Annotated in this window: 23 protein-coding genes and 1 pseudogene; 13 read left to right on the top strand and 11 right to left on the bottom strand. The window is 68.7% G+C overall.

The window, feature by feature from the left end; genetic code table 11:
• Positions 1-34 precede the first annotated feature (34 nt).
• The 6 genes from HOV77_RS29660 (at position 35) to HOV77_RS29635 (ending at position 4,637) form a co-directional block, all read left to right on the top strand.
• Complete coding sequence (locus HOV77_RS29660; protein ID WP_290868023.1) at positions 35-682, top strand: response regulator transcription factor; 648 nt, start codon at positions 35-37, stop codon at positions 680-682.
• Positions 679-1,482 (top strand): DUF4097 family beta strand repeat-containing protein, encoded by an 804-nt coding sequence (locus HOV77_RS29655; protein WP_290868012.1) that lies wholly within the window; start codon positions 679-681, stop codon positions 1,480-1,482. The genes HOV77_RS29660 and HOV77_RS29655 overlap by 4 nt, the downstream gene beginning before the upstream one ends.
• 55 nt (positions 1,483-1,537) lie before the next feature.
• Positions 1,538-2,269: a DUF3152 domain-containing protein gene (locus HOV77_RS29650; protein ID WP_290868010.1), complete on the top strand. Its 732-nt coding sequence runs from the start codon at positions 1,538-1,540 to the stop codon at positions 2,267-2,269.
• A gap of 101 nt (positions 2,270-2,370) precedes the next feature.
• Positions 2,371-3,402, top strand: a complete 1,032-nt coding sequence (locus HOV77_RS29645) for a suppressor of fused domain protein (RefSeq protein ID WP_290868007.1) — start codon at positions 2,371-2,373, stop codon at positions 3,400-3,402.
• Between the two features lie 75 nt (positions 3,403-3,477).
• On the top strand, positions 3,478-4,080 hold the full coding sequence (locus HOV77_RS29640; RefSeq protein WP_290868004.1) for a DUF4396 domain-containing protein: 603 nt from the start codon (positions 3,478-3,480) through the stop codon (positions 4,078-4,080).
• Between the two features lie 5 nt (positions 4,081-4,085).
• Complete coding sequence (locus tag HOV77_RS29635; protein ID WP_290868001.1) at positions 4,086-4,637, top strand: hypothetical protein; 552 nt, start codon at positions 4,086-4,088, stop codon at positions 4,635-4,637.
• 71 nt (positions 4,638-4,708) lie between these two features.
• Here the strand turns inward: HOV77_RS29635 and HOV77_RS29630 are convergent.
• The 3 genes and pseudogenes from HOV77_RS29630 to eat form a co-directional block, all read right to left on the bottom strand.
• A pseudogene (locus HOV77_RS29630) lies at positions 4,709-5,119 on the bottom strand (zinc metalloprotease); the annotation flags it as partial.
• 225 nt (positions 5,120-5,344) lie between these two features.
• Positions 5,345-5,608: a PspC domain-containing protein gene (locus HOV77_RS29625; protein WP_290867998.1), complete on the bottom strand. Its 264-nt coding sequence runs from the start codon at positions 5,606-5,608 to the stop codon at positions 5,345-5,347.
• A gap of 116 nt (positions 5,609-5,724) precedes the next feature.
• Entirely contained in the window at positions 5,725-7,293 is a 1,569-nt protein-coding gene (gene eat, locus HOV77_RS29620) for an ethanolamine permease (RefSeq protein WP_290867996.1), read from the bottom strand.
• Between the two features lie 352 nt (positions 7,294-7,645).
• Here eat and HOV77_RS29615 point away from each other — a divergent pair, with 352 nt between their 5' ends.
• A complete protein-coding gene (locus tag HOV77_RS29615) occupies positions 7,646-9,664 on the top strand; it encodes a M4 family metallopeptidase (protein WP_290868021.1) in 2,019 nt (672 codons plus the stop codon).
• Positions 9,665-9,728: 64 nt separating this feature from the next.
• Here the strand turns inward: HOV77_RS29615 and HOV77_RS29610 are convergent, their stop codons facing one another.
• Positions 9,729-11,006, bottom strand: coding sequence for an NAD(P)/FAD-dependent oxidoreductase (locus HOV77_RS29610; RefSeq protein WP_290867993.1), 1,278 nt, complete (start codon positions 11,004-11,006; stop codon positions 9,729-9,731).
• A gap of 95 nt (positions 11,007-11,101) precedes the next feature.
• On the opposite strand from HOV77_RS29610, the gene HOV77_RS29605 reads away from it, so the two are divergent.
• From HOV77_RS29605 to HOV77_RS29595, 3 genes are all read left to right on the top strand, one after another.
• Positions 11,102-11,725 (top strand): TetR/AcrR family transcriptional regulator, encoded by a 624-nt coding sequence (locus HOV77_RS29605; RefSeq protein WP_290867990.1) that lies wholly within the window; start codon positions 11,102-11,104, stop codon positions 11,723-11,725.
• Positions 11,726-11,938: 213 nt separating this feature from the next.
• Positions 11,939-14,254, top strand: a complete 2,316-nt coding sequence (locus tag HOV77_RS29600; protein ID WP_290868018.1) for a UvrD-helicase domain-containing protein — start codon at positions 11,939-11,941, stop codon at positions 14,252-14,254.
• Positions 14,255-14,319: 65 nt separating this feature from the next.
• A complete protein-coding gene (locus HOV77_RS29595; protein ID WP_290867987.1) occupies positions 14,320-15,393 on the top strand; it encodes an ATP-dependent DNA ligase in 1,074 nt (357 codons plus the stop codon).
• Here HOV77_RS29595 and HOV77_RS29590 read toward each other — a convergent pair.
• On the bottom strand, positions 15,379-15,918 hold the full coding sequence (locus HOV77_RS29590) for a TetR/AcrR family transcriptional regulator (RefSeq protein WP_290867984.1): 540 nt from the start codon (positions 15,916-15,918) through the stop codon (positions 15,379-15,381). The two genes, HOV77_RS29595 and HOV77_RS29590, sit on opposite strands and share 15 nt — an antisense overlap.
• A gap of 125 nt (positions 15,919-16,043) precedes the next feature.
• Here HOV77_RS29590 and HOV77_RS29585 point away from each other — a divergent pair, with 125 nt between their 5' ends.
• The gene (locus HOV77_RS29585; protein WP_290867981.1) at positions 16,044-17,483 is read left to right on the top strand and encodes an MFS transporter; all 1,440 of its coding nucleotides are present in this window, start codon (positions 16,044-16,046) and stop codon (positions 17,481-17,483) included.
• A 99-nt stretch (positions 17,484-17,582) separates the two neighbouring features.
• On the opposite strand, the gene HOV77_RS29580 is transcribed toward HOV77_RS29585, so the two are convergent.
• Genes HOV77_RS29580 through HOV77_RS29570 form a run of 3 tightly spaced genes read right to left on the bottom strand, consistent with a single transcriptional unit; the run spans position 17,583 to position 20,008 of the window.
• Positions 17,583-18,557, bottom strand: coding sequence for a phosphatase PAP2 family protein (locus HOV77_RS29580; RefSeq protein WP_290867979.1), 975 nt, complete (start codon positions 18,555-18,557; stop codon positions 17,583-17,585).
• A 52-nt stretch (positions 18,558-18,609) separates the two neighbouring features.
• The gene (locus HOV77_RS29575; protein WP_290867976.1) at positions 18,610-19,185 is read right to left on the bottom strand and encodes a TetR/AcrR family transcriptional regulator; all 576 of its coding nucleotides are present in this window, start codon (positions 19,183-19,185) and stop codon (positions 18,610-18,612) included.
• Positions 19,178-20,008, bottom strand: coding sequence for an alpha/beta hydrolase (locus tag HOV77_RS29570; RefSeq protein ID WP_290867974.1), 831 nt, complete (start codon positions 20,006-20,008; stop codon positions 19,178-19,180). Before HOV77_RS29570 ends, HOV77_RS29575 begins: the two co-directional genes overlap by 8 nt.
• Before the next feature lie 192 nt (positions 20,009-20,200).
• Here HOV77_RS29570 and HOV77_RS29565 point away from each other — a divergent pair, with 192 nt between their 5' ends.
• Positions 20,201-21,322, top strand: coding sequence for an LLM class flavin-dependent oxidoreductase (locus HOV77_RS29565; protein ID WP_290868015.1), 1,122 nt, complete (start codon positions 20,201-20,203; stop codon positions 21,320-21,322).
• Positions 21,319-21,945 (top strand): FMN reductase, encoded by a 627-nt coding sequence (locus tag HOV77_RS29560; RefSeq protein ID WP_290867971.1) that lies wholly within the window; start codon positions 21,319-21,321, stop codon positions 21,943-21,945. Before HOV77_RS29565 ends, HOV77_RS29560 begins: the two co-directional genes overlap by 4 nt.
• Here the strand turns inward: HOV77_RS29560 and HOV77_RS29555 are convergent.
• The 3 genes from HOV77_RS29555 to HOV77_RS29545 all read right to left on the bottom strand — a co-directional run.
• A complete protein-coding gene (locus HOV77_RS29555; protein WP_290867968.1) occupies positions 21,942-22,391 on the bottom strand; it encodes a low affinity iron permease family protein in 450 nt (149 codons plus the stop codon). The two genes, HOV77_RS29560 and HOV77_RS29555, sit on opposite strands and share 4 nt — an antisense overlap.
• 40 nt (positions 22,392-22,431) lie before the next feature.
• On the bottom strand, positions 22,432-22,977 hold the full coding sequence (locus HOV77_RS29550; RefSeq protein WP_290867965.1) for a response regulator: 546 nt from the start codon (positions 22,975-22,977) through the stop codon (positions 22,432-22,434).
• Positions 22,974-25,266 (bottom strand): ATP-binding protein (locus HOV77_RS29545; RefSeq protein WP_290867962.1); only part of this gene is annotated, 2,293 nt, incomplete at its 5' end. The genes HOV77_RS29550 and HOV77_RS29545, both read right to left, overlap by 4 nt.

Raw genomic sequence — 25,266 nt, 5'->3', positions numbered from 1 at the left:
CCGGCGGCCCGACCGTGATCGAGGTGGAGTTGCCGTGCGAGTCGTGATCGGCGAGGACTCCGTGCTGCTCCGCGAGGGCCTCGTACGCCTGTTGACCGCGAGCGGTTTCGAGGTCGTCGCGACCGCCGGGGATGCCGAGACCTTCCTGAAGGCGGTCACCGAGCATCGGCCGGACGTCGTCGTGCTCGACGTACGCATGCCGCCGTCGTTCACCGACGAGGGCCTGCGGGCGGCTTTGGTCCTGCGACGGCAGTTCCCGGAGATCGCCGTCCTGGTTCTTTCCCAATACGTCGAGGAGCGGTACGCGACCGAGCTGCTGTCCGGCCCGCCGAGCAAGGTGGGTTACCTGCTCAAAGACCGCATCGCCGACGTCACCGACTTCTTGGACGCGCTGAAACGGGTCGCCGGTGGCGGCACCGCGCTCGATCCGGAAGTCGTCGCCCAACTCCTCGTACGCCGTCACCGCGACCCGATGGAACGGCTCACACCCCGGGAGCGCGAGGTGCTCGCCCTCATGGCCGAGGGCCGCTCGAACTCCGCGGTCGCGGCTGCGCTGTTCGTCAGCGACAGCGCGATCGAGAAACACGTCAACAACATCTTCACCAAGCTCGATCTACAGCCCGCCGACGGGGACCACCGTCGCGTCCTCGCCGTCCTGCGCTTCCTGGAGGTTTCCCCGTGAGCACCCCGACCGAAGCCGTGCGCCCGTCGCGCCGCTGGCTCACCCTGGGCGGTCTCGTGACGATCGTCGTCGTGCTCGCCGGCGCGAGCGTCGCCTGGGCCGTCGTCGGCGGCACCGGCCTCAACCGCGTCGTCGAGTCCGCCCGCTATGACCGCAGCATCACGCGCCTCGTCTTCGACGACCTCGAGTCCGGCGACGTGACCGTGCGGGCCAAGGCCGGCGCGACCGGCGTCAGCGTCCAGCGCACGCTGCACTGGACGACACAAAGCCCGACCATCCACGAGGACTGGGACGGCGACGTGCTCACCATCGGCTTCGACTGTCCACGATGGGGCTTCGGCTCCGGCTGCGGCGTCGACTACAGCGTCGAGGTCCCGCCAACCGTCCAGGTCCAGATCCAGGTCGGCTCGGGCGACGTCCGGCTCGCGGGCCTCACGGCCCCGGCTCGCGTCCACACGACCTCGGGCGACGTCCGGATCAGCGAGATGCACGCGGACAAACTGGACGTCGAGGCCACGTCAGGCGACCTCACGTTCGAAGACATTTCCATCGGTACGCTCAGCGCAGCGACCGTCTCCGGTGACGTCCGGGCGGTGTACACGACATCGCCGGCCTCCCTGGAGATCTCGGCGGTCTCCGGCGACGTCAACGTCACGCTCCCCCGCGACGGGACGGCGTACCAAGTGCATTTGGAGAGCACGTCCGGCGATCTGTCCACCGACGTGGCCACCACGGCGGGTGCCACCGCCCGAATCGACCTGAGCACCACCTCCGGTGACGTGCGCGTACGCCTCGCATGACGAGCGCATCGCAGCTTCACAAGTTCTTGATCGTCTTCCGCGTATCGTCTGCCCCGTGAGGTATCGCACCACTGTCACCGTTCTGGTTCTCGCCGTCATCTCCGCCGCTGCCGTAGTCCTCCTCACGCGGCCGGACTCCATGCCGGTCCCGGTCAGCGCACCGGCCGCGTCCACTTCACCAGCCCGCGCCGCCCCGGTACGCAATCCCACCGAACCGCATCGCCAAGCACCGATCCCGGCCCACGGCAGCGGCACGTTCACCCTCGACGGATCGCTCGGCCCGCTGCTGGGCACGGCCGGACGCCTCCGCCGCTTCCACATCGCCGTGGAGAGCACGGTCGCCACCGACCTGCCCGACTTCACGCGTACCGTGGACGAAACCCTCGGCGACCGCCGCAGTTGGATCGGCGACAACCAGCACCGCTTCCAGCGCGTACCCGGCGCGGCTCCGGCCGACTTCACGATCTACCTCGCCACCCGCGACACGGCGTACCGGATGTGCCGGGCGGGCGGCGTGAACATCCGCGTCGGCGGCGTTCCGTACACCTCCTGCCGTCGCAGTGGAGCCGTCATCATCAACTACGACCGCTGGCGCCTCGCCGTCCCGGACTACACCTCAGCCGGTACGCCGCTCGCCACCTATCGGGCGTACGTCATCAACCACGAGGTGGGCCACGAGCTCGGGCACGGCCACGTCACCTGCCCCGGCCGCGGCCGACCCGCCCCCGTCATGCAGACCCAGACGCTGGGACTGCGCGGTTGCCTGGCCAATCCCTGGCCACATTAGACAGACGGTGATCCACATCCCGATCTGCGTCAAAAGCGGGCCCCGAATCGACACGGATCGGGATGTGGATCACCGCAATCTGCTGGGTAGAGTGGCCGCTCATGACCGACACCGACCTCTCGCCGGGCTGGGACGCGATCGACGCTGCGCTGGCGCCGCTGTATCCCGGGATCGAGCCGATGCATTACGGGACGATCATCAAGTGGTCGTTGGGCGGCGACGATCCGCTCGACGGCGTCAGCGTCTATCGCCGTGACGACCACTGGCATTTCGTGTCGTACGGGATGTCGGAGCTGTATGACAAGGAGTCCGACGATCCCGACGTCTCCGGTTGGGGGTTCGAGTTCACGTTCCGGCTCGGCCGGGCGGCGGACGAGGACACGCCGCCGGTGTGGGCGTTGAACTTCCTGCAGAATCTCGCGCGCTACGTGTTCACGACCGGCAACGTCTTCGAGCCCGGGCATCACATCAACCTGAACGGGCCGATCGCGGTCGACCAGCCGTCGACGCTCATCCGCGCCGCCGTGTTCGCCGAGGATCCCGAGCTCGGCGTCATCGACACTCCACACGGGACGGTACGGTTCCTGCAGATCGTCGGGATCACCCTCGACGAGTACGCCGCCGTGGAAGTCTGGGACGCCACCCGGCTGCTGAGCGTGCTTTCGGCGTATCTTCCGAAACTCGTCACGGACTTGAGCCGCGCGAGCCTGACCGACAACCCGGCGGTCGCCAGCGCGATCGACGAAGGTGTACGCCGAGACGGCTCGTCGACGGGCGGAATCTTCACAGACGTCGTCGACTGGCGGCGCGAGGGTGCGGTGACCGTGGTGCGGCTGGGCGCGAACGCCGCGCCGCGGATCGGCCGGATCATGCTCGCGCAGGTCGACCACAGGCGTGGCCTGCTCGTGCAGTCGGCCGAGACCGCGGTGGGTTTCCGGGCCGGCGAAGCGTTCGCGGTCGAGGAGCGCGACGGCCTGCTCGAGATCTTCTTGGCACCGGCCGACGCCGCCGAGCTGGCGAGGGTCTTGCAGCCGCGCGCCGGGCGATACGACATCGTCCCCGGGCTGGTGGTGGAGATCGAGAAGACGCTGATCCGCGACCCCGACGGCGAAGTCGTGGAGGAGATCGGCTGAGTGGGTGGCGGTCGCCACACTGGCCAGATACCCCCCAGGGGTATACGCTCCCTCCTGAACACAGGGAGGAACACCATGGACCACTCGAGCCACGGCACGGGCCACGAGCACCACACCGGGCACGCTACCGGCCACGAAAACCACGCCGGACACGGTGAGCACGCAGGTCACGCGGGTCACACTGACCACGTCGACCACAGCAGTCACAGCGCGCACGCCGGGCACGCGATGAACCAAGGCGCGACGGTGCCGTGGTCGATGGCGATCCAGGCGACGCTGCACTGCCTGCTCGGCTGCGCCATCGGCGAGGTGCTCGGCATGGTGCTGGGGACGGCGTTCGGGCTGCACAACGCGGCGACCGTCGTGCTGTCGATCGCGCTGGCCTTCGTCTTCGGGTACGCCTTGACGATGCGCGGCGTACTGCGCGCCGGGGTTGACTGGCGTTCGGCGGTGAAGGTGGCGCTGGCGGCCGACACGGTGTCGATCGCCGTCATGGAGTTGCTGGACAACACCGTCATGGTGACCGTGCCGGGCGCGATGGACGCCGGGCTGACCAGCGGACTGTTCTGGGGTGCGCTCGCGTTCTCGCTCCTGGTCGCGTTCATCGTGACGACGCCGGTGAACCGCTGGATGATCTCCCGCGGCAAGGGCCACGCGGTGGTGCACCAGTACCATTGACGATCGTGGGCGACCCCGACGTCATCGATCTCGAACGGCCGCCGTCCCGGCGAAAGCCCGGGGTGGCGGCCGTTGTCGCCGTGCTGGCGTTCGCCCTCGGCATCGGCCTGGGCTATCAGCTGCACAATCGGCCGTCGACTCCGGAGCCGAAGCCGTCGGTCAGCGCTGCGGCCAACGGGCCGTTGGAGCCGACCGGCGCCCGGTGCTCGGCCCAGCAGGGCACTCGGTTGCAATTGGGCGTACAGGTGCGCAATCCGAGTGGCGAGGCCGCGCTCCAGGGAGTTCAGGTCGATCTGCCGCTCGGCGGGCTGCGCCAGGTCGGTGGCACGTGGGGCGCGTGCGGGCAGCTCTCCGCGCCGGACAGCACCATCGAACTGCACCTCGGCCCGGGTGCGACGACCTGGTTGACCGCGACCTTCGACGTGCTGGTCGACTGCCCCGCACCGCTTCCGGTGCGGTTCACGGTGGCGTACCTGGACGGGGTGGGCGTCGCCCGGCAGGATCTGCTCGGCTCGTTCGCCGACCTCGGCGACGTTCCTTATCCCGGGTGCCCGTAAAGAGGTTCCGCTTGGAGGGGCCGACCCCGGCGGTGCGGGCCGGGGCCGGCGCTTGAGCGAGGGGTGTCACATCACGCGCGGTACGCGTTCCAGGCGTTCAGCATGCGAGTCGCCTGCCCGGCCGTGAACTCGTACATGCATGAATCGTAGGTGTAGTCCATGAAATTGTGGATGGGGTCGACGCCCGTCTGCGAGCACGTGTCCCGCCCGGTCGGGCAGGCGTACGCCGCCGACTTCTCCCGCGGCGTGTCCGAGACGCTGTCCCCGGTGGTGCTGCAACCGCCCTGGAACGTGTGGTAGAGGTTCAGCCAGTGGCCGATCTCGTGCGTCGCGGTGTCGCCGAGGTTGTAGTTGGTGGCGCTGCCGCCCGGCAGGGACTCGTCGAGGATGACCACCCCGTCGTAGGTGCCGATGCTGCTGGTCGGGAAGGTCGCCCAGCCGAGCAGGTCGTCGGAGAGGTCTCCGGTGTAGATGTTCAGGGTACCGTCCCTCTTCCTCCCCAGTGGCTCCACGGGGTGGGTGGAGCCACGTCCATCGATGAAGAGGAGCGTAGGGCGAAAGTCGAGGGATCGACATATCTAGCACTGTTAAGTGTCTGTTGCGGCTCACTGGGAGCAACCCGGGAGTCACCTCATGCGACCCGGCCGGGGTGTTCGGCGGCGACCGTCGGTGGCCGCCGCCGCTGAGTTCTTGAACTTCCGGACTTCTCAGACCGCCGGAGGCATCGGGGCGGCGGCCGGCGTGACCGTCACCGGCGCGGTCTCCTCCGACGGCATCAGGATCCACAGGATCGGGTAGATCAGGATCTGGCTGCCCGGGATGACCAGCAGGATCAGCGCGAACAGCAGGCGCGCGGGCCACGGGTCGAGGCCGAACCGGCGGCCGAGACCGGCGCAGACGCCGCCGAGGACGCGGCCTTCGCGCGGCCGGATGAGGCCCTCTGTGCGCATGGACGCGTGGACCGTCTCCATGGTGATTCCCCCTTGTTCTCGTGGTATCACCAGCATCTCGCCCACGGCGGCGGAAGACATCGGGGTTCGGCCCTGGCTAGGCCCCCATTCGCGACCTCAGGGTTGCTCCGGATGCCTCACCCGGCCGCCACGTCGCTGATGTGCGTCTGGCCGTAGCCCTCACGCTCGGGGTGCCCGTGTTCGCCCCGCGTCATCGCGAACTCCTCTTCGGGGCTGAGAATGAGCTTGTGGCGCCCCGCGACGGCGAAGTACGCGATCGCGGCGACGAACCAGAGCGCCACGCCGACCACGCCGGGCCGGTAGTCGTCCCGGACGAACAGCGCTGCCAGCGAGATGAGCGCGATGACGCCCGCGACGACGGCGCCCGCGATCCCGAGTGGACTGCGATAGGGCCGCTCGATGTTCGGCAAGCGGCGGCGCAACAGCACGAACGACAGCATTTGCATGAAGTACGAGATCACCCCGCCGAACACCGCCATCGACAGCAGGGCGGCGCTCACGTTGCCGCCCAGCCACTTGTGCTCGGTCGCGAGATAGAGCAGCAGCGCCAAGGCGTACCCGAGGATTCCCCCGCCGAGGAGCGCGACCCAAGGCGTCTTGCGCTTGCCGTGCGTGAGCGACAGGACGTGCGGATAGTACCCGGCGCGCGAGAGTGAGTACACGTTGCGCCCGTACGCGTAGATGATCGTGTGGAAGCTGGCGACCAGACCGGCCACCGCGACCAGGCCGAGCAGTGAGGCCGAAGTGCCCTCGCCGAAGATGGTCTTGAACCCGTCGAGCAGCGGTTCGCCGGAGTCGCGCAGACCTTCCGCCCCGGGCTTGATCCCCGTGTTGAGGAACAGTACGCCGAAAGCCGCGACCAGCAGCGTGAGCAACCCGTAGACGGTGCCCCGTGGGATGTCCCGGCGCGGGTCGTGCGACTCCTCGGCGGCGAGCGGCAGCTCCTCGATCGCGAGGAAGAACCAGATCGCGAAGGGCAGCGCGAGGAACACGCCGCCGAGCCCGCCGAACGGGAACCAGCTGGAGTTGCCGGAGTCGGGCGCGATGTTCAGGGCGTTGGCCGAGAAGTCGAGGTGCGGGATCGCGGCGACGAAGAACACCGCCAGGATCGCCAGCGCCAGTACGCAGATCACCACGGTGAACCGCATCGTCATCTCGATGCCGGCCAGGTTGAGCAGCAGGAAAACGGCGTAGCAGAGCAGCCACCAGACGGGCTGCGGGATGCTGACCCCAGCCAGGTCGTCCACAATGGACTGAAGGTAGCTGCCGATGAAGGTGACCACTACGGCCGGCGTCACGATGTACTCGATGCTCTCGGCGACCCCGGTGACGAAACCGCCCCACGGACCCATCGCCGACCTGGCGAACGAGTACGCCCCACCAGCGTGCGGCAGCGCCGGAGACATCTCCGCGATGCTGAAGCAGAGGCCGAAGTACATCACCGCGATGACCACGGTGGCGACGAGGAGACCGCCGAAGCCGCCCGCGTCGAGACCGAGGTTCCAGCCCGAGAACTCCCCGGAGATGACGGCGGCGACGCCGAGCGCCCACAGCGACCAGACTCCGGCGTGCCGGCGCAACGCGCGCTGGGCGAAGTATCCGGTGTCCGCCTCGCGGTAGGTGACGCCCCCGGTGGTCGGCCGTCTCTCGTGCGGTAGCTGTCTTTGGTGCGGTAACTCGGCCATCCCGTTCACCTCAGCTTCGCCGTACCCGGTGATCCAGAGATTAAGTCCGATATTTAACTTGGTCAAGACACCCGCGTCACGGCCGCGTCACGGGTGCGCCAGATGACAATCCTGTCATCTGATCCGGCTTCCCCAGGTAGCTCGACGACATCTGATCGACGCCTGATCGAAACTTTCTGACCACCCTCTTGACGCCACCTCAGATTCATTGATAGGAATCTGCCATTTGTTGGCGATCGGTGGACACGACATCGGCCGAACGGATGTCGACCCCCACCCCGACGCTATCGAGAGGGAATCCGTGAAGAACACCCAACGCCTCGCCATAAGCGCGGCGATCGCGGTCGGAGGCATGGTGGTGGCGGCGACAGCCGCGACCGCCGTCAGTCCGGCCGCAGCACCGGCGCCCGTAACCCCGGCCGCCGCCTCCACCTTGGCCGCCAACTCGGCGGCGAACCTCGTGGCCGGCAAGCCGGCCTTCCTGCATGCGGGCAGCGAGGACAAGTTCGTCCAGCGCTCGGTCATCTCGTCGGCCGGACTGCAGTTCGTCCCCTACGAGCGGACCTACCGGGACCTGCGCGTCCTCGGTGGCGACTTCGTCATCGTGACCAATTCGAGCGGCCAGGTCACGGCGACCTCGTCGGCTCAGGAGCAGACCATCGAAGGCCTGTCGACCAGCCCGAAGCTGACCAAGGCGCAGGCTGAGAAGGTCGCCAAGGGCCAGCTCAAGACGGTCTCCGGCGTCGAGTCCACCGACCTGGTGGTCTACGCGCTGGACGGCGCGCCGCGACTGGCGTACGAGTCGACCGTCCGCGGCACGAGCGCCGAGGGCGTCAGCCGGCTCACGATCGACGTCGACGCGCTCACCGGCGCGGTCCTGAAGACCCGCGAGCGGGTCATGGAGGGCACCGGGACCGGCTGGATCAACGGCTCGGTGACGATCAGCACCACGCTGTCCGGCAGCACCTACTCGATGACCGACCCGGGTATGACGACTCTGAAGTGCCAGGACGCCGCGAACAACACGACGTTCAGCGGTTCGGACGACGTCTGGGGCAACGGAACCGGCACCAACAAGGAGACCGGCTGCGTGGACGCTCTCTACGTCGCGCAGCAGGAGAAGGCCATGCTGAGCAACTGGCTCGGCCGCAACGGCTTCAACGGCTCGGGCGGCGCCTGGCCCATCCGCGTCGGCCTCAACGACCAGAACGCGTACTACGACGGCACCCAGGTCCAGATCGGCAAGAACACCGCCGGTCAGTGGATCAGCTCGGCTGACGTCGTGGGCCACGAGCTGGGTCACGGCATCGACGACACCACCCCCGGTGGCATCTCCAACGGCAACACCCAGGAGTTCGTCGCCGACGTGTTCGGCGCGGCGACCGAGGCGTATGCCAACAACCCGAACGACCCGCGGGACTACCAGGTCGGCGAGGAGATCAACCTGGTCGGCAGCGGCCCGATCCGGTACATGTACAACCCCTCGCTCGCCGGTGACGACAACTGCTACTCCAGCAGCATCCCGGGCGAGGAGGTGCACGCGGCGGCCGGCCCCGGCAACCACTGGTTCTACCTGCTCGCCGAGGGCACCAACCCGACCAACGGCCAGCCCACCAGCACCACGTGCAACGGCTCGTCCGGCCTGGTCGGCGTCGGCATCCAGACCGCGACGAAGATCATGTACAACGCGATGCTGATGAAGACGTCCACCAGCTCTTACCTGAAGTACCGCACCTGGACGCTGACCGCGGCCAAGGCGCTGGACGCGACCTGCGGTCTGTTCAACAAGACCAAGGCGGCGTGGGACGCAGTGAGCGTGCCGGCCCAGTCGGGCGACCCGACCTGCACCGGCGGCTCCCCGTCGCCGACCCCCACGGCCACCGGCGGCTCTCCGTCGCCGACCCCGACCAGCGGCACCTGCTCCGGCCAGAAGCTCGGCAACCCGGGCTTCGAGACCGGCTCGGCCTCGCCGTGGACCGCCACCTCCGGCGTCGTCGACAGCAGCGCGAGCGAGGCCGCGCACAGCGGCTCGTGGAAGGCCTGGCTGGACGGCTACGGGACCACGCACACCGACACGTTGCAGCAGGCCGTCACCATCCCGGCCGGCTGCCACGCGACGCTGACCTACTGGCTGCACATCGACACGTCGGAGACGACCACGACCGTGCAGTACGACAAGCTCACGGTCACCGTCAACGGCGCCAGCGTGGCCACCTACTCGAACCTCAACAAGGCCAGCGGCTACACCCTGCGCACGATCGACATCTCCGCGTACGCAGGAGGCACCGCGACCCTGAAGTTCACCGGCACCGAGGACGCCTCGTTGCAGACGTCGTTCGTCATCGACGACACGGCGATCACCCTGTCGTAACACACGCCAGATAGTGATGGCCCGGCCGGTTCCGGTCGGGCCATCACTTTGCCATCACCTTGTTTCAGCTCCCGAAGGCGCGGGCGAACCGGCGCTTCAACGGCGGCACCGCGCTCATCGTGCGGAGGACGGCGCGGAACATCGTGCGCCCGAACCGGTTCGCCGAAGCTGCTTGCCGGGCATTACGCAGCGACTGCTTCACCGCTGCGAACCCGTACTCCCGCATCTGGCGTTCGTATTCGGCGACGGCGGCCGCCTGCGAAGTCTGTCCATCCCGGACGGCGATCAGCTGCCGCCGGAGCAGGTCGGCGTCGCGCAATGCGGTGTTCGCGCCGATCCCGGCCATCGGCGTCATGTTGTGGATCGAGTCGCCGAGCAACGTCACCGGCCCGGTCGGCCACGGTTCCACCGGCGACGCCGACCGGATGCGGACGAGGTTCACCGTGTCGGCATCGGAGCCGCCGATGAGCTGCCGCAACTCCGGCGACCAGTCCCGGGTCCGGTCGAGGATCAGGCTCATCAGCGCCGCGCCGTCGTAACCGTCCACATCCGACGGAAATTGGTCGGCGGCGTCGGCGTACGCCCAGAAGGTGTAGTCGGCGGTGTTGTCGAGCAGGAATCCCGTCGGGAGGCTGCCGTCCGGCGCGACGGTCTTGCGATCGTGCCGCCAGACGGCGGTGAACAGGTTGCCCCGTCCGGCCGGGATCACCAGGTTGGCGTCCCGGGTCAGCCGCTTCGGCAAGCGCGCCAATGCCGACTCGGTCAGCCGATGCTTGCCCGCGACGGCGGTCACGCCGGTGTCGATCCGGGTGGCGTGCGGCAGCAGCTGACCGCGTACGCGTGAGTTCGCGCCGTCGGCCCCCACGAGCAGGTCGGCCGTGGCGCTCGCCCCGTCCTCGAAGTACGCCCTGACCCGCCCGTCGGCGGTCGTCTCGTAGCGGGTGAACGTCTTGCCGAGGTGCAGCACGTCGTCCAGCCCGGAGAGCAGAACCTGGCGCAGTGAGATCCGGCTGACCCCGTAATGCTGCTCGGCCGGGTCGGGCGACACCGCGATGTCATCGTGGGTGATCCGCAGGAGGTCCTCGAATCCCTCGGTGGTGAAGCCGAACCCGCCGTCGCCGGTCGAGACGGTGTCGAGGAACGCCTGCCACGCGGCCGGTTCCAAGCACGCCCGGAGCGCCCGCGAGCCGTGCGGGTTGATGTGGATGCGGTATCCCTGCAGCCATTCGGTGCGGGCGTGGGACCGCTCGTAGACCGCGACCTCGATGCCCGCCTGCCGCAAACCGTGCGCCAGGGCCAGCCCGCCGATGCCGCCGCCGATGATCATCACCGTCTTCGTCATGCCGTCAGTATTATCCGTCCGCATGGAAGTTTCAAGTATTTGTTTGATTAGCTCATATCACCAGCTGACACAGTCACATCCGCTACCCTCGACGCATGAGTCAGCCACGCCGCTCACCCCGGGCCGAAGACCGCAAGCGCGACCCCGAGCGCACTCGGGAGCGCATCCTCGACGCCGCGCTGACCGAGTTCGGCGAGCACGGGTACGCCGGCGCGCGCATCAGCGCCATCGCGAGCCGGGCCGGGGTGAACCAGCAGCTCATCTCGTACTACTTCGACGGGAAGGCGGGCCTTTACCAGGCGGTCGTCGGGCGCTGGCCGGAGTTGTCGGGCCCGAGCAATCAACCCGGTATGCCGATCCACGAGGTGGTCGGCAACTTCCTCCGGATGGGCATGGAGAACCGGGCTTGGACCCGGCTGCTCGCCTGGCAGGGGCTCACCGGCGATGGCGACGAGCCCGCGCGCGACTCGGCCGAGGGCTCCGGCGATCCCTATTTCGAGGCGATCGTGGAGGACGTCCGGCGACGGCAGCGCGATGGTGAAATCGCGGCCGACCTCGATCCGGCGTACGTGTTGCTCGTCATGTTCTCCGCGACGATGGCACCGGTCTTGCTGCCGCAGATCACCCAGCAGCTGACCGGGTTGCGGGCCGACACGCCCGAATTCCTGACGGCTTACACCGAGCAGCTTCGAAGAATCGTCGAGCACTTGCGGGGATGAGTTGCTGAGCCGGGCGGCGGATCGCTACGCTCTACAGCTTGAGGCTGATTCACAGTGTCACGGCATAGCAAAGCAAGGCATCTGTCAACGCCGCCTATGCCATTAGAGCCACGGGAGCGCCACTTGTCAAGCCCATCGCACGAAAAAGCCGCCGCCCCACGAGAGTTCACCCCGGAGACGGACCCGGTCGCCGAGGAGCAGGCGGTCGTCACGATGCTCTACGGCCATCTCGATCGGCTCCGCGAAGAAGCCGCCGAGCGGCTGGCGGTGGCCCTCCGGCAGACCGGCGGTACGCAGCAGGAGCGCTCGCAACGCGAGAGCACGGTGCTGATGCACACCGACCAGCAGGCCCAGTACGCCGCTGTCGAGAGTGGACTCGTGTTCGGCCGCCTGGACCTCGAACCGACGGCCGACCCCGAATCAGCCGCGACCACCCGGCACATCGGCCGCATCGGGATCTTCGACGAGGAGCACGACTACGAGCCGCTGCTGCTGGACTGGCGCGCCCCGGCGGCCCGGCCGTTCTACCTGGCCACGGCGGCCGCCCCGGACGGCGTACGCCGTCGCCGGCACATCCGGACGCACGAGCGGGACGTCATCGCCGTCGACGACGAGGTGCTGGACCTGGCCGAGGCCACCAGCAACGATCCGCACCCGCACGAGTCGCTCACCGGCGAGGCGGTGCTCCTGGCCGCGCTGGGCGCGAAGCGTACCGGGCGGATGCGGGACATCGTCGAGACGATCCAGGCCGAGCAGGACCGCATCATCCGGGCCGATCTGAACGGCGTGCTCGTCGTCCAGGGCGGTCCCGGCACGGGGAAGACCGCCGTCGCGCTGCACCGCGCGGCGTACCTGCTCTACACGCACCGCCGGGAGCTGTCGAGCCGCGGCGTGCTCGTCGTCGGGCCGAACGCGACGTTCTTGCGGTACATCGCGCACGTGCTGCCGTCGCTCGCGGAGACCGGTGTCTTGCTGCGTACGCAGGCCGACCTGTTCCCCGGTGTCCACGCCGGACACGAGGAGCCGGACGCGGTGGCCGAGGTCAAGGGCCGGTTGCAGCTGACCGAGGTGCTGGCCCAGGCCGTCCGGGATCGGCAGCGGGTGCCCGACGACTACCTGGAGATCGTGATCGACCAGGACTCGCTGCGGCGCACGGTGCTGCGCCTGGACCGGGCGGTCGCCGAGGACGCGCGGGCCGCCGCCCGAGCCACCGGCAAACCGCACAACCTGGCCCGGGACACCTTCGACACCGAGGTCATCCACGCGTTGTCGATGCAGCTCGCCGAGGAGATCGGCAGCGACCCGTTCGCCGACGATCCGCTCGGCGGCAACGACGCCCCCGGTGACCCGTTCCTGCTGGACGAAGCCGATCTGGCCGAGTTCCGCCGGGAGCTGCGGGAGGAACCCGGCGTGCAGGCGGCCCTCGACTGGTGCTGGCCGATCCTGAGCCCGCAACGTCTGCTCGCCGACCTGCTCGGCTCGTCGGAACGACTCGCGACGGCCGCTGCCGACTTGCCGGTGGAGGATCGGGCGAAGCTTCACCGCTCCCAGGGCGACGCGTGGACTCCGGCCGACGTTCCCTTGCTGGACGAGGCCGCCGATCTGCTCGGTGAGGACGACCGGGACGCCCGGGCGCTCGCCGAGCGGACGCGACGGCAGCTCGACGCGTACGCCGCGGGGGCGTTGCAGATCCTGCACGGGTCCCGCTCCATCGACCTCGAAGACGAGATCGATCCGGAACTGCTCACTGCGGCGGATCTTCTCGACGCGTCCCGCCTCGGCGAACGGCAGGAGGAGATCGATCGACGTACGGCGGCCGAGCGCGCCGCCGCGGATCGCACCTGGGCGTACGGGCACATCATCGTGGATGAGGCACAAGAGCTGTCGCCGATGGCGTGGCGGCTGCTCATGCGCCGCTGCCCGAGCCGGTCGATGACCGTCGTCGGCGACGTCGCCCAGACCGGCGTGGTCGGTGGGGCCACCTCGTGGCAGGACGTGCTGGGCGCGTACGTGGCCGACCGCTGGCGGCTCACGGAGTTGACGGTGAACTATCGGACGCCGTCGGAGATCATGACGCTGGCCGGTCAGGTGCTCGCCGCCATCGACCCGGGTATGCCGATCCCCCGCTCCGTCCGCGACAGCGGCGAGCAGCCCTGGCTGGCCACTGTGGACGATGACGCCTTGGTGGGCGAGCTCACCCGGGCGGTGGCGACCGAGGCCAAACTCGTCGACGGCGGGCGGGTCGGCGTACTCGTCCCGGCGACGAGGCTGTCCCGCTGGGGCGGCGCGATCGCCGAAGCGGTGCCGGGCGTGGCCGTCGGCGACGAGTCCGATCTGGACGCCGACGTCGTGGTGCTGTCCGTGCGGCAGGCCAAGGGCCTGGAGTTCGACACCGTGATCGTCGCGGACCCCGGCGGCCTCGTCGCCGAATCGCCGCGCGGGCTCAGCGACCTCTATGTCGCCCTGACCCGGTCGACCAACCGGCTCGGCGTGCTCGCGCCCGGCGAACTGCCCGCCGAACTGCGGTGATCTCCGCACCGGCGCGAGGATGCGTTCGTCCTCGCGCCGGTCGCCGTTCGGGGCAGAATGCGGGTATGCAGCTGCCCGTTCCGCCGCCGGTGTCGCCGATGCTCGCCAAGCCCGTGAAGGGCATCCCGGAGGGCGCGATGAGCTTCGAGCCCAAGTGGGACGGCTTCCGGTCGATCGTCTTCCGTGACGGCGACGAGGTCGAGATCGGCAGCCGCAACGAGCGGCCGATGACGCGGTACTTCCCGGAGCTCGTCGAGGCGGTCAAGGAGAACCTGCCCCCGCGCTGTGTGGTGGACGGCGAGATCATCCTGATCTCCGGCGACCGGCTCGACTTCGAGGCGCTGCAGCTGCGGCTCCATCCGGCCGCCAGCCGGGTCAAGCTGCTCGCGGGGCAGACTCCGGCGTCGTTCGTCGCCTTCGACCTGCTCGCATTGGACGACCAGGACTGCACCCGGCTGCCGTTCGAGCAGCGCCGGGGATTGTTGGAGCAGTCCTTGTCGAGCGCCCGGCCGCCGATCCACCTGACCCCGGCGACGACCGACCGCGTACTGGCCCAGGAGTGGTTCCATCAGTTCGAAGGGGCCGGTCTCGACGGACTCATCGCCAAGCCGCTCGACGGGCTCTACGAGCCGGACAAGCGCACGATGTTCAAGATCAAGCATGAGCGCACCGCCGACTGCGTGGTGGCCGGATACCGGCTGCACGCCAGTGGTCCCGATCGGATCGGCTCGCTTCTACTCGGGCTCTACACCGACGAGGGCGAGCTGGCCAGCGTCGGGGTGATCGGCGCCTTCCCGATGGCCAGGCGCATCGCGCTGTTCGAGGAACTGCAGCCGCTCGTCACGACCTTCGACGAGCATCCGTGGAACTGGGCCCGGCTCGTGCCCGAAGGCGCGCGTACGCCGCGGGGGTCGGAGTTCAGCCGCTGGAACGCCGGCAAGGACCTCTCCTTCACCCCGTTGCGCCCCGAACGCGTGGTGGAGGTTCGCTACGACCACATGGAAGGGCCGCGCTTCCGGCATACGGCGCAGTTCGTGCGGTGGCGGCCCGATCGGGAACCCCGATCCTGCACGTACGCACAGCTCGACGAGCCGGTGAAGTTCGACCTGGCCGACGTCCTGGGACTACCGGGGGCGTAGCCCGTCGACCACCACTTGGAGCATCGGCTCGGACAGCTCGGGCGCATTCTCACTGCCCATCGCGACGCCGTGCACCAGTCGCAGCAACACCGCCGGGTCGACGTCTTCGCGTACCTCACCGGTCCGCTGCGCCGCGTCGAGCAGGTCGCCGAGCGCACCACGGAGCGTGTCCCGGCAGAACGTCAAGACTTCGCCGTCGCTGTCCAGCGTCGCCTTCACCGCCACCCCGAGACCTCGCTTGCTCTTGGCGTAATCCACTTGGACCCGCAGGAAGGCGATGAGCGCTGCCATGGGTTCGAGCGTCGCGGCGAACTCCTTGGCCTGGGCGGCCAGGCCCTCGACGCCCTCCTGGTAGACCGCGCCGAGCAGGGCCTCCCGGTTCGGGAAGTGGCGATAGAGCGTGCCCGGACCGACGCCGGCGCGCTTGACGATGTCGTCGAGCGACGCCTTCTCGCCGTGCTCGGTGAAGGCGTCCCGGGCCGCCGAGATCAGCCGCTCCTGATTACGCCGCGCGTCCGCCCGCAAGGCCCACTCCCTTTATCCGGATAGATTCTCCGGATAGACTTGCGAACCGGAGGACTCCTCCATATGCTAACTCACGAACGTAACCGGAGATAGTCTCCGTTTCTGCGTTCTTCGAGGAGTTCCTCATGTCTCAGCAGACCCTGCCCACTCGTGCGCTGCCCAGGACGGGTACGCCGACCCGCGAGCTGCGCCCGCACCGCCCAGGGCTCGCCCTCGCGATCGTGCTCAGCTGCCAGCTGATGCTGATCCTGGACGCGACCGTCATGAACGTCGCGCTCCCCCGCATTCAGTCCGACCTCGGCTTCTCGGCCGCCGGACTGTCCTGGGTGATGACGGCGTACTCGCTGACCTTCGGCGGCCTGCTGCTGCTCGGCGGCCGGATCGGCGACATCTTCGGCCGCCGCCGGGCGTTCGTCGCCGGCGTCGCCCTGTTCACCGTCGCGTCGCTGCTCGGCGGCTTCGCCCCGTCAGCCGGCTGGCTCATCGCCGCCCGGCTGGCTCAAGGAGTCGGCGCGGCGCTGGCCGGTCCCAGCACGGTCGCCCTGGTCACCACCACGTTCACCGAGACCCGGGCGCGCATCCGAGCCCTGTCGCTGCTTTCGGGCATCGCCAGCGCCGGCTTCGCGATCGGGCTGATCCTCGGCGGCATCCTCACCCAGGCCGCCTCCTGGCGCTGGGTGCTCTTCGTCAACGTGCCGTTCGGCATCGCCGCCGTCCTGCTCGCACCTCGGTACGTCCGGGAACCCGAACGGCATCCTGCGCGGCTCGACATCCCAGGCGCCCTAACCGCGACCGGTGGAGTGGCGGCGCTGGTCGCCGGCTTCACTCGGGCCGCCGAAAGAGGCTGGTCCGACCCGTGGACCGCGATCCTGCTCGGTTCCGGCGTACTGCTCGTGGCGGGGTTCCTCGCGATCGAGGTCCGCACCCGTCAGCCGATGCTGCCGCTGCGGCTGTTCGCCGACCGCAACCGGGCTTCGGCGTACGCGGTGTTCCTGATCGGCCCGGCCGCGATGATGTCGATGTTCTTCTTCCTGACGCAGTTCCTGCAGGACGTACGCGGATTCGACGCGCTGCGTACGGGGCTCGCGTTCCTGCCGATGGCGGGTGCGATGTTCGTCTTCACCCGTGCGCTACCCCGGCTGCTGCCGAAGTTCGGGATGCGGCGGATGGCGTTCACGGGCATCCCGCTGATGATCCTCGGGCTGTTGTGGCTGACCCGGCTCACCCCGGACACCGCGTACTTCCCGGGAGTGTTCGGGCCGATGCTCCTCATGGGCCTCGGGATCGGCATCGGGTTCGTCCCGTTGACGCCGACGATCATGGCGACGGTCCCGCCGCAGGATGCCGGAGCGGCCGGCGGCGCGATGCAGACGATGCAGCAGACCGGTGCTTCGCTGGGTATCGCGGTGCTGGTCACGGTGTTCGGAACCGCCGCACGGCAGGCCGCCTCCGGCGGGTCCTCGGCGATCGACGCCACGATCCACGGGATGACCACGGCGTTCGGGGTCTCGACCGGGTTCGCCGTCATCGCGCTGCTCGTCGCGACCACCTTCCAGAAGCGCTGACCCCGCTCTGGCGCACGCCGCCTTGCGGCGCTGTCGGAGCCGCGACAATCGCGGCCATCGCCGGAACGGCTCTGGGGCAGCTGCCGGAACGGCGCTGGATCAGGGTTCTCGGCCGGATCTTGCCGCAAGATTCGACCTGGATCCCTGATCCAGCGCCGTCGCCGCAGCGTCCAGCGCCGTTCCCGCAGCGTCCAGCGCCGTCGCCGCAGCGTCCAGCGCCGTTCCCGCAGCGTCCAGCGGTATTCCAACGGCATCGCGGGCCGCTCCGGTGATCTGCGCAGGCACGATCGCCGCAGGCACGATCGCCGCGGCCAGCGGCGCGGTCGAGGGAGCAGCGGTGAGGTCAGCCCCGGGACGGCGGATGATCAGCAGCATCAGCGCCAGGAAGGCGCAGACGACGATCCCGTCCAGCCAGTAGTGGTTGGCGGTCGCCACGACCACGAGCGTGGTGGCGATCGGATGGGCCAGCCAGAGCCAACGCCAGCGGGATCGGGTCATGACGATCAACCCGAGCGCCACGACGACCGCCCAGCCGATGTGGAGCGACGGCATGGCGGCGTACTGGTTGGCGAGGGTGTCGGTGTCGGGCTCCGAGTAGACCGACGGCCCGTAGATCGCCGCGGTGTCGATGAGGCCGAAGGCGCCGACCAGGCGCGGTGGCGCGAGTGGGAAGAGCACGTGGACGGCGAGCGCCGCCGCGGTGAGCCCGGTCAGCACCCGTCTGACCCAGAGGTAGTACGCCGGTCGGCGCAGGTAGGTCCAGAGCAGGAAGGCCGCCGTCGCCGGGAAGTGCACCCACGCGTAGTAGGTGTTGACCAGCTGCACGAACGTCGTGTTGTGCAGCATCGCCGCCTGGACGGAGAGTTCGGACGGCAGCCGCAGCCAGCGTTCGGCGTTCCAGATCCGCCCGGCGTTCGCGTACGCCTCGTCGACGTGACCGCTCGCGACGAGCCGCCCAGCCTTGTACGCCAAGAACAGCACCGTCACGAGGATCAGTTCCCGGATGGGGTGCGGCCGCGTGGCGGCGGGGGCAGCCCGGTGAACGACGCGGGGGCGTTCCAGCAACCGGGGCATGAACAGATCATGCACCCCTGGATCAAGGCTGTGGGGGCGCCCGTGACCGCCCTCACCCCGTCGGCAGCTCACGGGCCAGCGGCAAGCCCTGGATCACCATGCGGACCAGGAGGTCGTAGCTGACGTCGACGTCCTCGGCGAGCCCGAAGCCGCCGGCCGCCTGGATCGCGGCGAACCCGTGGCAGGCGGCCCGCAATGCCCGCGCGGCGTGGATCGCGTTCGGCCCGTCGAGCCCGAAACCGCGGAGCACTGCGAGAAAGACCGTCAACATGCGTACTGCCGCCTCGGCTTCCCGCGTGTTCGGCGGGGCGGCCTGCACCGTCAAGGCATACCGGTGGGGGTTGGCGACGGCGTACGCCCGGAAGGTGTCGGCCAGCGCTCGCAACGCGTCCGGCCCCGACCGGCCGACGCAATCAGTGGTCAGCAGTTCGGTCAGGTCCTCGATGATGCGTACGCGGAGCAGGTGAACCAGCTCGTCGAGGTTCCGGATGTGCTTGTAGAGCGCCGGGACCGCGACTCCGGCCCGTTTCGCGACCGCTGTCAGGGTGAGTGCGGGCAGTCCGTCCTCGTCGACAACGCCCAGCGCGAGTTCCACGATCGCGCTGGGCGTCAGGCCGGCCCTAGGCATCGGCGTACTTGCCGAGGAAGGCGAGGATCACCTCGGCCACCCGCTCCGGCATCTGCGTGTGCGGGTAGTGCCCGGCGCCCTCGATGAGCTCGACCGAGCCCAGTCCGGCGGGCATCTCGGCGACGATGCCCGCGGCCTCGGCCGCCGGGTTCGGGAAGTCGGGGTCGAGCGTGCCCATGACGACCAGCGCCGGCCGCTGGATGTGCGGCAGTTTGGCCCCGGCGTCGGCCGCGGACGCGAAGCCCATCTTGGCGGCGGCCGTCATCCGGCCCGGCTCCTTGAGGTTGCGCTCCAACTTCGCGAGCTGCTCCTCGAACGCGGCCCCGGTGGTGCCCGGGTACGCGTGCCGCAGGTAGCTCTTCCACAACCCGGTGCTCTTGAACGTCATCGACAGCAGGATGAGCGAGATGCCCTTCATGAATCGGCCGTTGAGGTCGCCGAACTTCATGGTCGGCTTGCGTGTCCCCGGGTCGATCTCGACGATGGCCCGCACCAGTTCCGGGGCGTCCGCGGCGATGATGTTGGCCACAGCACCGGCGAAGGAGTGCCCGATGAAGATCGCCGGCTCGCCGAGGTGGCGCAGCAGCGCGATGAAGTCCTGCGCCGTGTCCATGCGCGAGTAGGAGGCCCAGCCGGTGCTCGACTCGCCGTGCCCCCGCAGGTCGGCGTTGACCACCCGGTAGCCGGCGTCGACCAGGATCGGCACGAGGAAGCGGAAGGCCTCCCGGTTGTCGCCCAGGCCGTGGGCGAGCACTACCAGCGGTCCCTCACCGACGACGTCGTACGCGATCCGGCCGCCCGTGACATCCAGAAACTCGGTCATGATGTTCCTCCCCTAGCCTTCGGAGCTCGTTAGCCCCTGTAGCCAAAAGGTTAATGCCTTTAACCACGAAACGCAAGCGCTCTCGTGCCGTAGGTTGGGAGACGCGGTCGTGACACCCCACGCGATGGAATAGTTGAACCGTCAATTACTGTTGGCTTCAGCGTGACAACGACTGAGGAGAAGGCCATGGGGATGCAGTTCGGGATCTTCACCGTCGGCGACGTGACGCCGGACCCCACAAACGGCACCGCGCCGAGCGAGCACGAGCGCATCAAGGCGATGACCACCATCGCGCTCAAGGCCGAGGAGGTCGGGCTCGACGTCTTCGCCACCGGTGAGCACCACAACCCGCCGTTCGTTCCGTCGTCGCCGACGACGATGCTCGGCTGGATCGCCGCGAAGACTTCGAAGCTGCTGCTCTCGACGGCGACGACGCTGATCACCACGAACGACCCGGTGAAGATCGCCGAGGACTACGCGATGCTCCAGCACCTCGCGGACGGTCGTGTCGACCTGATGCTCGGCCGGGGCAACACCGGCCCGGTGTATCCGTGGTTCGGCCAGGACATCCGCAACGGCATCGCGCTCGCCATCGAGAACTACTCGCTGCTGCACCGGTTGTGGCGGGAAGACGTCGTCGATTGGAAGGGCAAGTTCCGCACGCCGTTGCAGGCGTTCACCTCGACGCCGGCGCCGCTGGACGGCGTACCGCCGTTCGTGTGGCACGGCTCGATCCGGAGCCCGGAGATCGCCGAGCAGGCCGCGTACTACGGCGACGGGTTCTTCGCCAACCACATCTTCTGGCCGAAGGAGCACACGCAGCGCATGGTCGGGCTGTACCGGCAGCGCTTCGAGCACTACGGCCACGGCTCGGCCGACCAGGCCATCGTCGGCCTCGGCGGGCAGGTCTTCATGCGCAAGAACTCGCAGGACGCGGTCAAGGAGTTCCGGCCCTACTTCGACAACGCGCCGGTCTACGGCCACGGCCCGTCGCTGGAGGAGTTCTCCGCCGAAACGCCGCTGACCGTCGGCAGCCCGCAGCAGGTCATCGACCGTACGCTGGGCTTCCGCGAGTACGTCGGCGACTACCAGCGCCAGCTGTTCCTCGTGGACCACGCCGGCCTGCCGCTGAAGACCGTGCTGGAGCAGCTCGACATGCTCGGCGAGGAGGTCGTCCCGGTGCTGCGCAAGGAGTTCGCCGCGATTCGGAAGCCCGGCGTACCCGATGCTCCGACGCACGCGTCGCTGGTCGAGGCGGCCGCCGCGAAGAACTCCACTGTGGAGGCCGTGCCCGCCGGAAAGGACGGACAGTGAAGCAGCGCACTCTCGCGGTCGTGTCGGCGGGGCTGAGCCAGCCCTCGTCGACCCGGCTGCTCGCCGACCGGCTCGCCGCCGCCACGCGCGGCGAGCTGGAACGGCTCGGCGTCAGCGTCGACACGAACTTCGTGGAGGTTCGCGACCACGCCCACGACATCATGAACAACCTGCTGACCGGCTTCCCCTCCGCCGCGCTGCGGCAGGCGATCGACGCGGTGACCAATGCCGACGGGCTGATCGTCGTGACGCCGATCTTCAACGCCTCGTACAGCGGGCTGTTCAAGTCGTTCTTCGACGTTCTCGACGACTCCGCATTGGTGGGGCGGCCGGTGCTGCTCGCCGCCACCGGCGGCTCGGCCCGGCACTCGCTCGCCTTGGAGCACGCGGTCCGCCCGATGTTCAGCTACCTACGGGCGCTGTCCGTCCCCACCTCGGTGTACGCCGCCCCCGAAGACTGGGCCGGTGCACCGGGCGACGCCCAAGCGAGCGGCGCCCTCGCCGACCGCATCCGGCGCGCCGCCGCCGAACTCGCCGAGCTGGTCGAACGGCACGAGCCGACGAAGGCGGCCGACCCGTTCGCGCTCACCACCACCTTCGAGGAGCTGCTGGGCGGCTCCTAGGAACTCTCCTTCTGCTCAAGGCCCACTGCGTCCCGCAGCTCGATCACATCCTTCTTCAACGGCCGTTCCGTGGGGTCGTCGGTGGCCATGTGCGTCATCAGGTTGCCCAGCCCTTCGGCGATGGCGTTCAGCTTGTGCTGCACCGCGTTGTTCTCCCGAGACTGGGTGTTCTGCAGCAGCGCGACCAGCAGGAAGGTGATGATGGTGGTCGCCGTGTTGATCACCAGTTGCCAGGTGTCGATGTCCTGGAAGATGAAGAACGACGGCACCCAGATGACCACGAGAAGCACGCAGATGGCGAAGAACCAGGCGCGCGAGACGAACTTCTCGGCCCCCGTGGCAAATCGGTCGAACGGACTCACATAGGACGTGACCTCGCTCGGCATCGTCGGCTCATGATGCTTGCTCTGCTGAGCGGCGTGCTGTTTCTGGGCGTCCTCGGCCATGACCGGGCTCTACCCCGATCAGTGCGGGCAGCAAACCCGGCTAGGCCAGCGGGTCGAGCGCCTCCAGTGCCTCGATCGCGCTGTCCGCGTCGCCGTCGCGTAACGCCGACAGCGCCTTGCGCGCCGACGCCTCCAACAGGTCCATCCGCTCGGCCTGCTGCTGCAACTGCACGTTCTTCGCCCACATCTCGACGAAGACCGAGACCTTCGCACGCAAGATCCACGGATCGAAGGGCTTGGTCAGGTAGTCGACCGCGCCCGCGGCGTACCCCCGCAAGGCGAGGCGGGCGTCGCGGTCGGCTGCGGTGAGGAAGATGATCGGGATCTGCCGGGTCCGGTCACGGCTCTTCACATGCGTCGCCGTCTCGAACCCGTCCATCCCGGGCATGTGCGCGTCCAGCAGGATCAGCGCGAAGTCGTCGAGGAGCAGCTGTTTGAGCGCCGCCTCCCCGCTGTCCACCGCCACGGTGACCAGCGGCATCCCCTGCAGGATGGCCTGCAAGGCGATCAGGTTGTCGTTGCGGTCGTCGACGAGCAGCACCTTCGCCGGCTGATCGCCCGGCGGCCGAGCAGTCGTCCGGCTCATTCGCTCTCCTTCCGCGGGCCGACCCACGTCCCCATCAGCTCCAGCAGCTCATCGAGGTCGACCGGCTTGGTGATGTAATCGCTCGCGCCCGCCGCCACGGCCGCCTCACGGTCGCCCGGCATCGCCTTGGCGGTCAGGAAGACCACCGGCAGATCGGCGAGCCTCGGGTTCCGCCGGATGATCCGGGTGGTCTCGTAACCGTCCTGCCCCGGCATCATCGCGTCCATCAGGACGATGTCGATCTCCGGGTGGCCGGCCAGCAGGCGTACGCCGTCGGAGCCGTTGTCGGCGTACAGGACTCGCATGCCGTGCAGCTCCAGCGCGCTGGTCAACGCGAAGACGTTCCGGACGTCGTCGTCCACGATGAGCACCGTGGTGCCGTCGAGCCGGACGGTGCCGCGTTCGCCACCGGGCGACGGCCGCTTCAACAGGAAGCGACTCGACGGCAAGGGCTCGGCGACCGGTGTGATCACCGGTCGCGAAGGCATCCGCACCACCGGCCGGACCGGTGCCACCGTGACCGGCGCCACCTGGTCCACAGTGAACGTCCCCGGCAGCAACAGCGTGAACACCGAGCCCTCGCCCGGCGTGGACGACACGGTGATCACCCCGCCCAGCAGCCGGGCCAGTTCCCGGCTGATCGACAGGCCGAGCCCGGTGCCGCCGTAGCGCCGGCTCGTCGTGCCGTCGGCCTGCTTGAACTCGTCGAAGATGACGGCGACCTTGTCCGAGGCGATGCCGATGCCGGTGTCGCTGACCCGGAAGGACACCACCGACGGGGCCGCGGCCAGCGTCGGCTCCTCATAGTCGGCCGAGTCGGCCAGCCCGATATCCAGCCGGACGATGCCGCTGTCGGTGAACTTGACCGCGTTCGACATCAGGTTGCGCAGGATCTGCTGGAGTCGCTGGGCGTCGGTCACCATGCTCTGCGGCATCTCCGGCGCGACTTCGACCTCCAGCTGGAGCGCCTTCTCCTCGGTCTGCGGCCGGAACGCCTGCTCGACGTACGCGCAGATCTCGGAGAACGCGACCTCGCCGAAGTCGACGTCCATCCGGCCGGCCTCGATCTTGGACAGGTCGAGGATGTCGTCGATCAGCGCCATCAGGTCGGACCCGGCGTTGTGAATGGTGCGGGCGAACTCGATCTGCTTGTCGGTGAGGTTGTCCTCGGAGTTGTCGGCAAGCAACCGGGCCAGCAGCAACAGCGAGTTCAACGGCGTACGCAGCTCGTGGCTCATGTTGGCCAGGAATTCCGACTTGTACTGCGAAGCAGCCGCCAGCTGTTGCGCCTTCTCCTCCAGGCCGAGCCGGGCGAGTTCGATCTCCCGGTTCTTGATCTCGATGTTGCGGTTCTGCTCCGACAGCTGAGCCGCCTTCTCCTCCAGTTCGGCGTTGGTCCGCTGGAGCTCGGCCGACTGCTCGCGCAGTTCGTGGGCCAGCCGCTGGGACTGGTCGAGCAGTTCCTCCGTACGCCGGTTGGCCCGGATCGTGTTGAGCGCGACGCCGATGGTGGCGACCAGCCGCTCCAGGAACTCCAGATGCAACGCGGAGAACGAGGTGGCGCTGCCGAACTCGATGACACCGAGCAACGAACCCTCGAAGAGCACGGGGACGATGACGAGATCGCGTACGGGGATGGAGGCGGTGCCGGAGGCGATCGCCTGCCCTTCCGCCCCGGCCGGGCTCGTGACGCGGATCGTCCGCAGATCGGCGGCGGCCTGCCCGATGAGTCCCTCGCCGAGGTCGAACGTGGCGTCTTCACCACCCGGGCCCAACCCGTACGCCGACGCCCGGCGCAGCGCCGGAGCGCCGTCCGGCTCGAACAGGAAGAACGCACCGAGTTGCGCCTCGACCAGCGGCGTGACCTCGCGCATCAGCATCCGGCAGACCTCGGTGAGGTCCCGCTGGCCCTGCAGGAGGCCGCTGGTGCGGGCGAGGTTCGAGTCGAGCCAGCCCTGCTCGGCGTTCTCCTTGGTGGTCTCGCCGAGCGTGATGATCATCTGGTTGATGTTGTCCTTGAGCTCGGCCACCTCGCCCTGCGCCTGGACGGCGATCCGCTGGGTCAGGTCGCCCGTCGTCACCGCCGTGGACACCTGGGCGATCGCGCGCAGCTGGGTGGTCAGCGTCGAGGCGAGCTGGTTGACGTTCTCCGTGAGGTCCTTCCACGTTCCGGAGACGCCGAGCACCTGGGCCTGGCCACCGAGCTTGCCCTCGGTGCCGACCTCGCGGGCGACCCGCGTCACCTCGTCGGCGAAACTCGACAGCTGATCCACCATCGTGTTCACCGTG

Origin of the sequence: Hamadaea sp. (assembly GCF_013362815.1) — a bacterium.
Lineage (GTDB): Bacteria > Actinomycetota > Actinomycetes > Mycobacteriales > Micromonosporaceae > Hamadaea.
The sequence above is the reverse complement of the archived record's forward strand: the minus strand, read 5'-3'. Positions and strand labels throughout refer to the sequence as shown.

Excerpts from the sequence above, each read along its gene's own strand:
- HOV77_RS29645 (WP_290868007.1), top strand. The coding sequence starts at position 2,371 with ATGACCGACACCGACCTCTCGCCGGGCTGGGACGCGATCGACGCTGCG.
- HOV77_RS29640 (WP_290868004.1), top strand. The coding sequence starts at position 3,478 with ATGGACCACTCGAGCCACGGCACGGGCCACGAGCACCACACCGGGCAC.
- HOV77_RS29625 (WP_290867998.1), bottom strand. The coding sequence starts at position 5,608 with ATGGAGACGGTCCACGCGTCCATGCGCACAGAGGGCCTCATCCGGCCG.
- eat (WP_290867996.1), bottom strand. The coding sequence starts at position 7,293 with ATGGCCGAGTTACCGCACCAAAGACAGCTACCGCACGAGAGACGGCCG.
- HOV77_RS29615 (WP_290868021.1), top strand. The coding sequence starts at position 7,646 with ATGGTGGTGGCGGCGACAGCCGCGACCGCCGTCAGTCCGGCCGCAGCA.
- HOV77_RS29610 (WP_290867993.1), bottom strand. The coding sequence starts at position 11,006 with ATGACGAAGACGGTGATGATCATCGGCGGCGGCATCGGCGGGCTGGCC.
- HOV77_RS29605 (WP_290867990.1), top strand. The coding sequence starts at position 11,102 with ATGAGTCAGCCACGCCGCTCACCCCGGGCCGAAGACCGCAAGCGCGAC.
- HOV77_RS29600 (WP_290868018.1), top strand. The coding sequence starts at position 11,939 with ATGCTCTACGGCCATCTCGATCGGCTCCGCGAAGAAGCCGCCGAGCGG.
- HOV77_RS29595 (WP_290867987.1), top strand. The coding sequence starts at position 14,320 with ATGCAGCTGCCCGTTCCGCCGCCGGTGTCGCCGATGCTCGCCAAGCCC.
- HOV77_RS29585 (WP_290867981.1), top strand. The coding sequence starts at position 16,044 with ATGTCTCAGCAGACCCTGCCCACTCGTGCGCTGCCCAGGACGGGTACG.
- HOV77_RS29580 (WP_290867979.1), bottom strand. The coding sequence starts at position 18,557 with ATGCCCCGGTTGCTGGAACGCCCCCGCGTCGTTCACCGGGCTGCCCCC.
- HOV77_RS29575 (WP_290867976.1), bottom strand. The coding sequence starts at position 19,185 with ATGCCTAGGGCCGGCCTGACGCCCAGCGCGATCGTGGAACTCGCGCTG.
- HOV77_RS29570 (WP_290867974.1), bottom strand. The coding sequence starts at position 20,008 with ATGACCGAGTTTCTGGATGTCACGGGCGGCCGGATCGCGTACGACGTC.
- HOV77_RS29565 (WP_290868015.1), top strand. The coding sequence starts at position 20,201 with ATGCAGTTCGGGATCTTCACCGTCGGCGACGTGACGCCGGACCCCACA.
- HOV77_RS29555 (WP_290867968.1), bottom strand. The coding sequence starts at position 22,391 with ATGGCCGAGGACGCCCAGAAACAGCACGCCGCTCAGCAGAGCAAGCAT.
- HOV77_RS29550 (WP_290867965.1), bottom strand. The coding sequence starts at position 22,977 with ATGAGCCGGACGACTGCTCGGCCGCCGGGCGATCAGCCGGCGAAGGTG.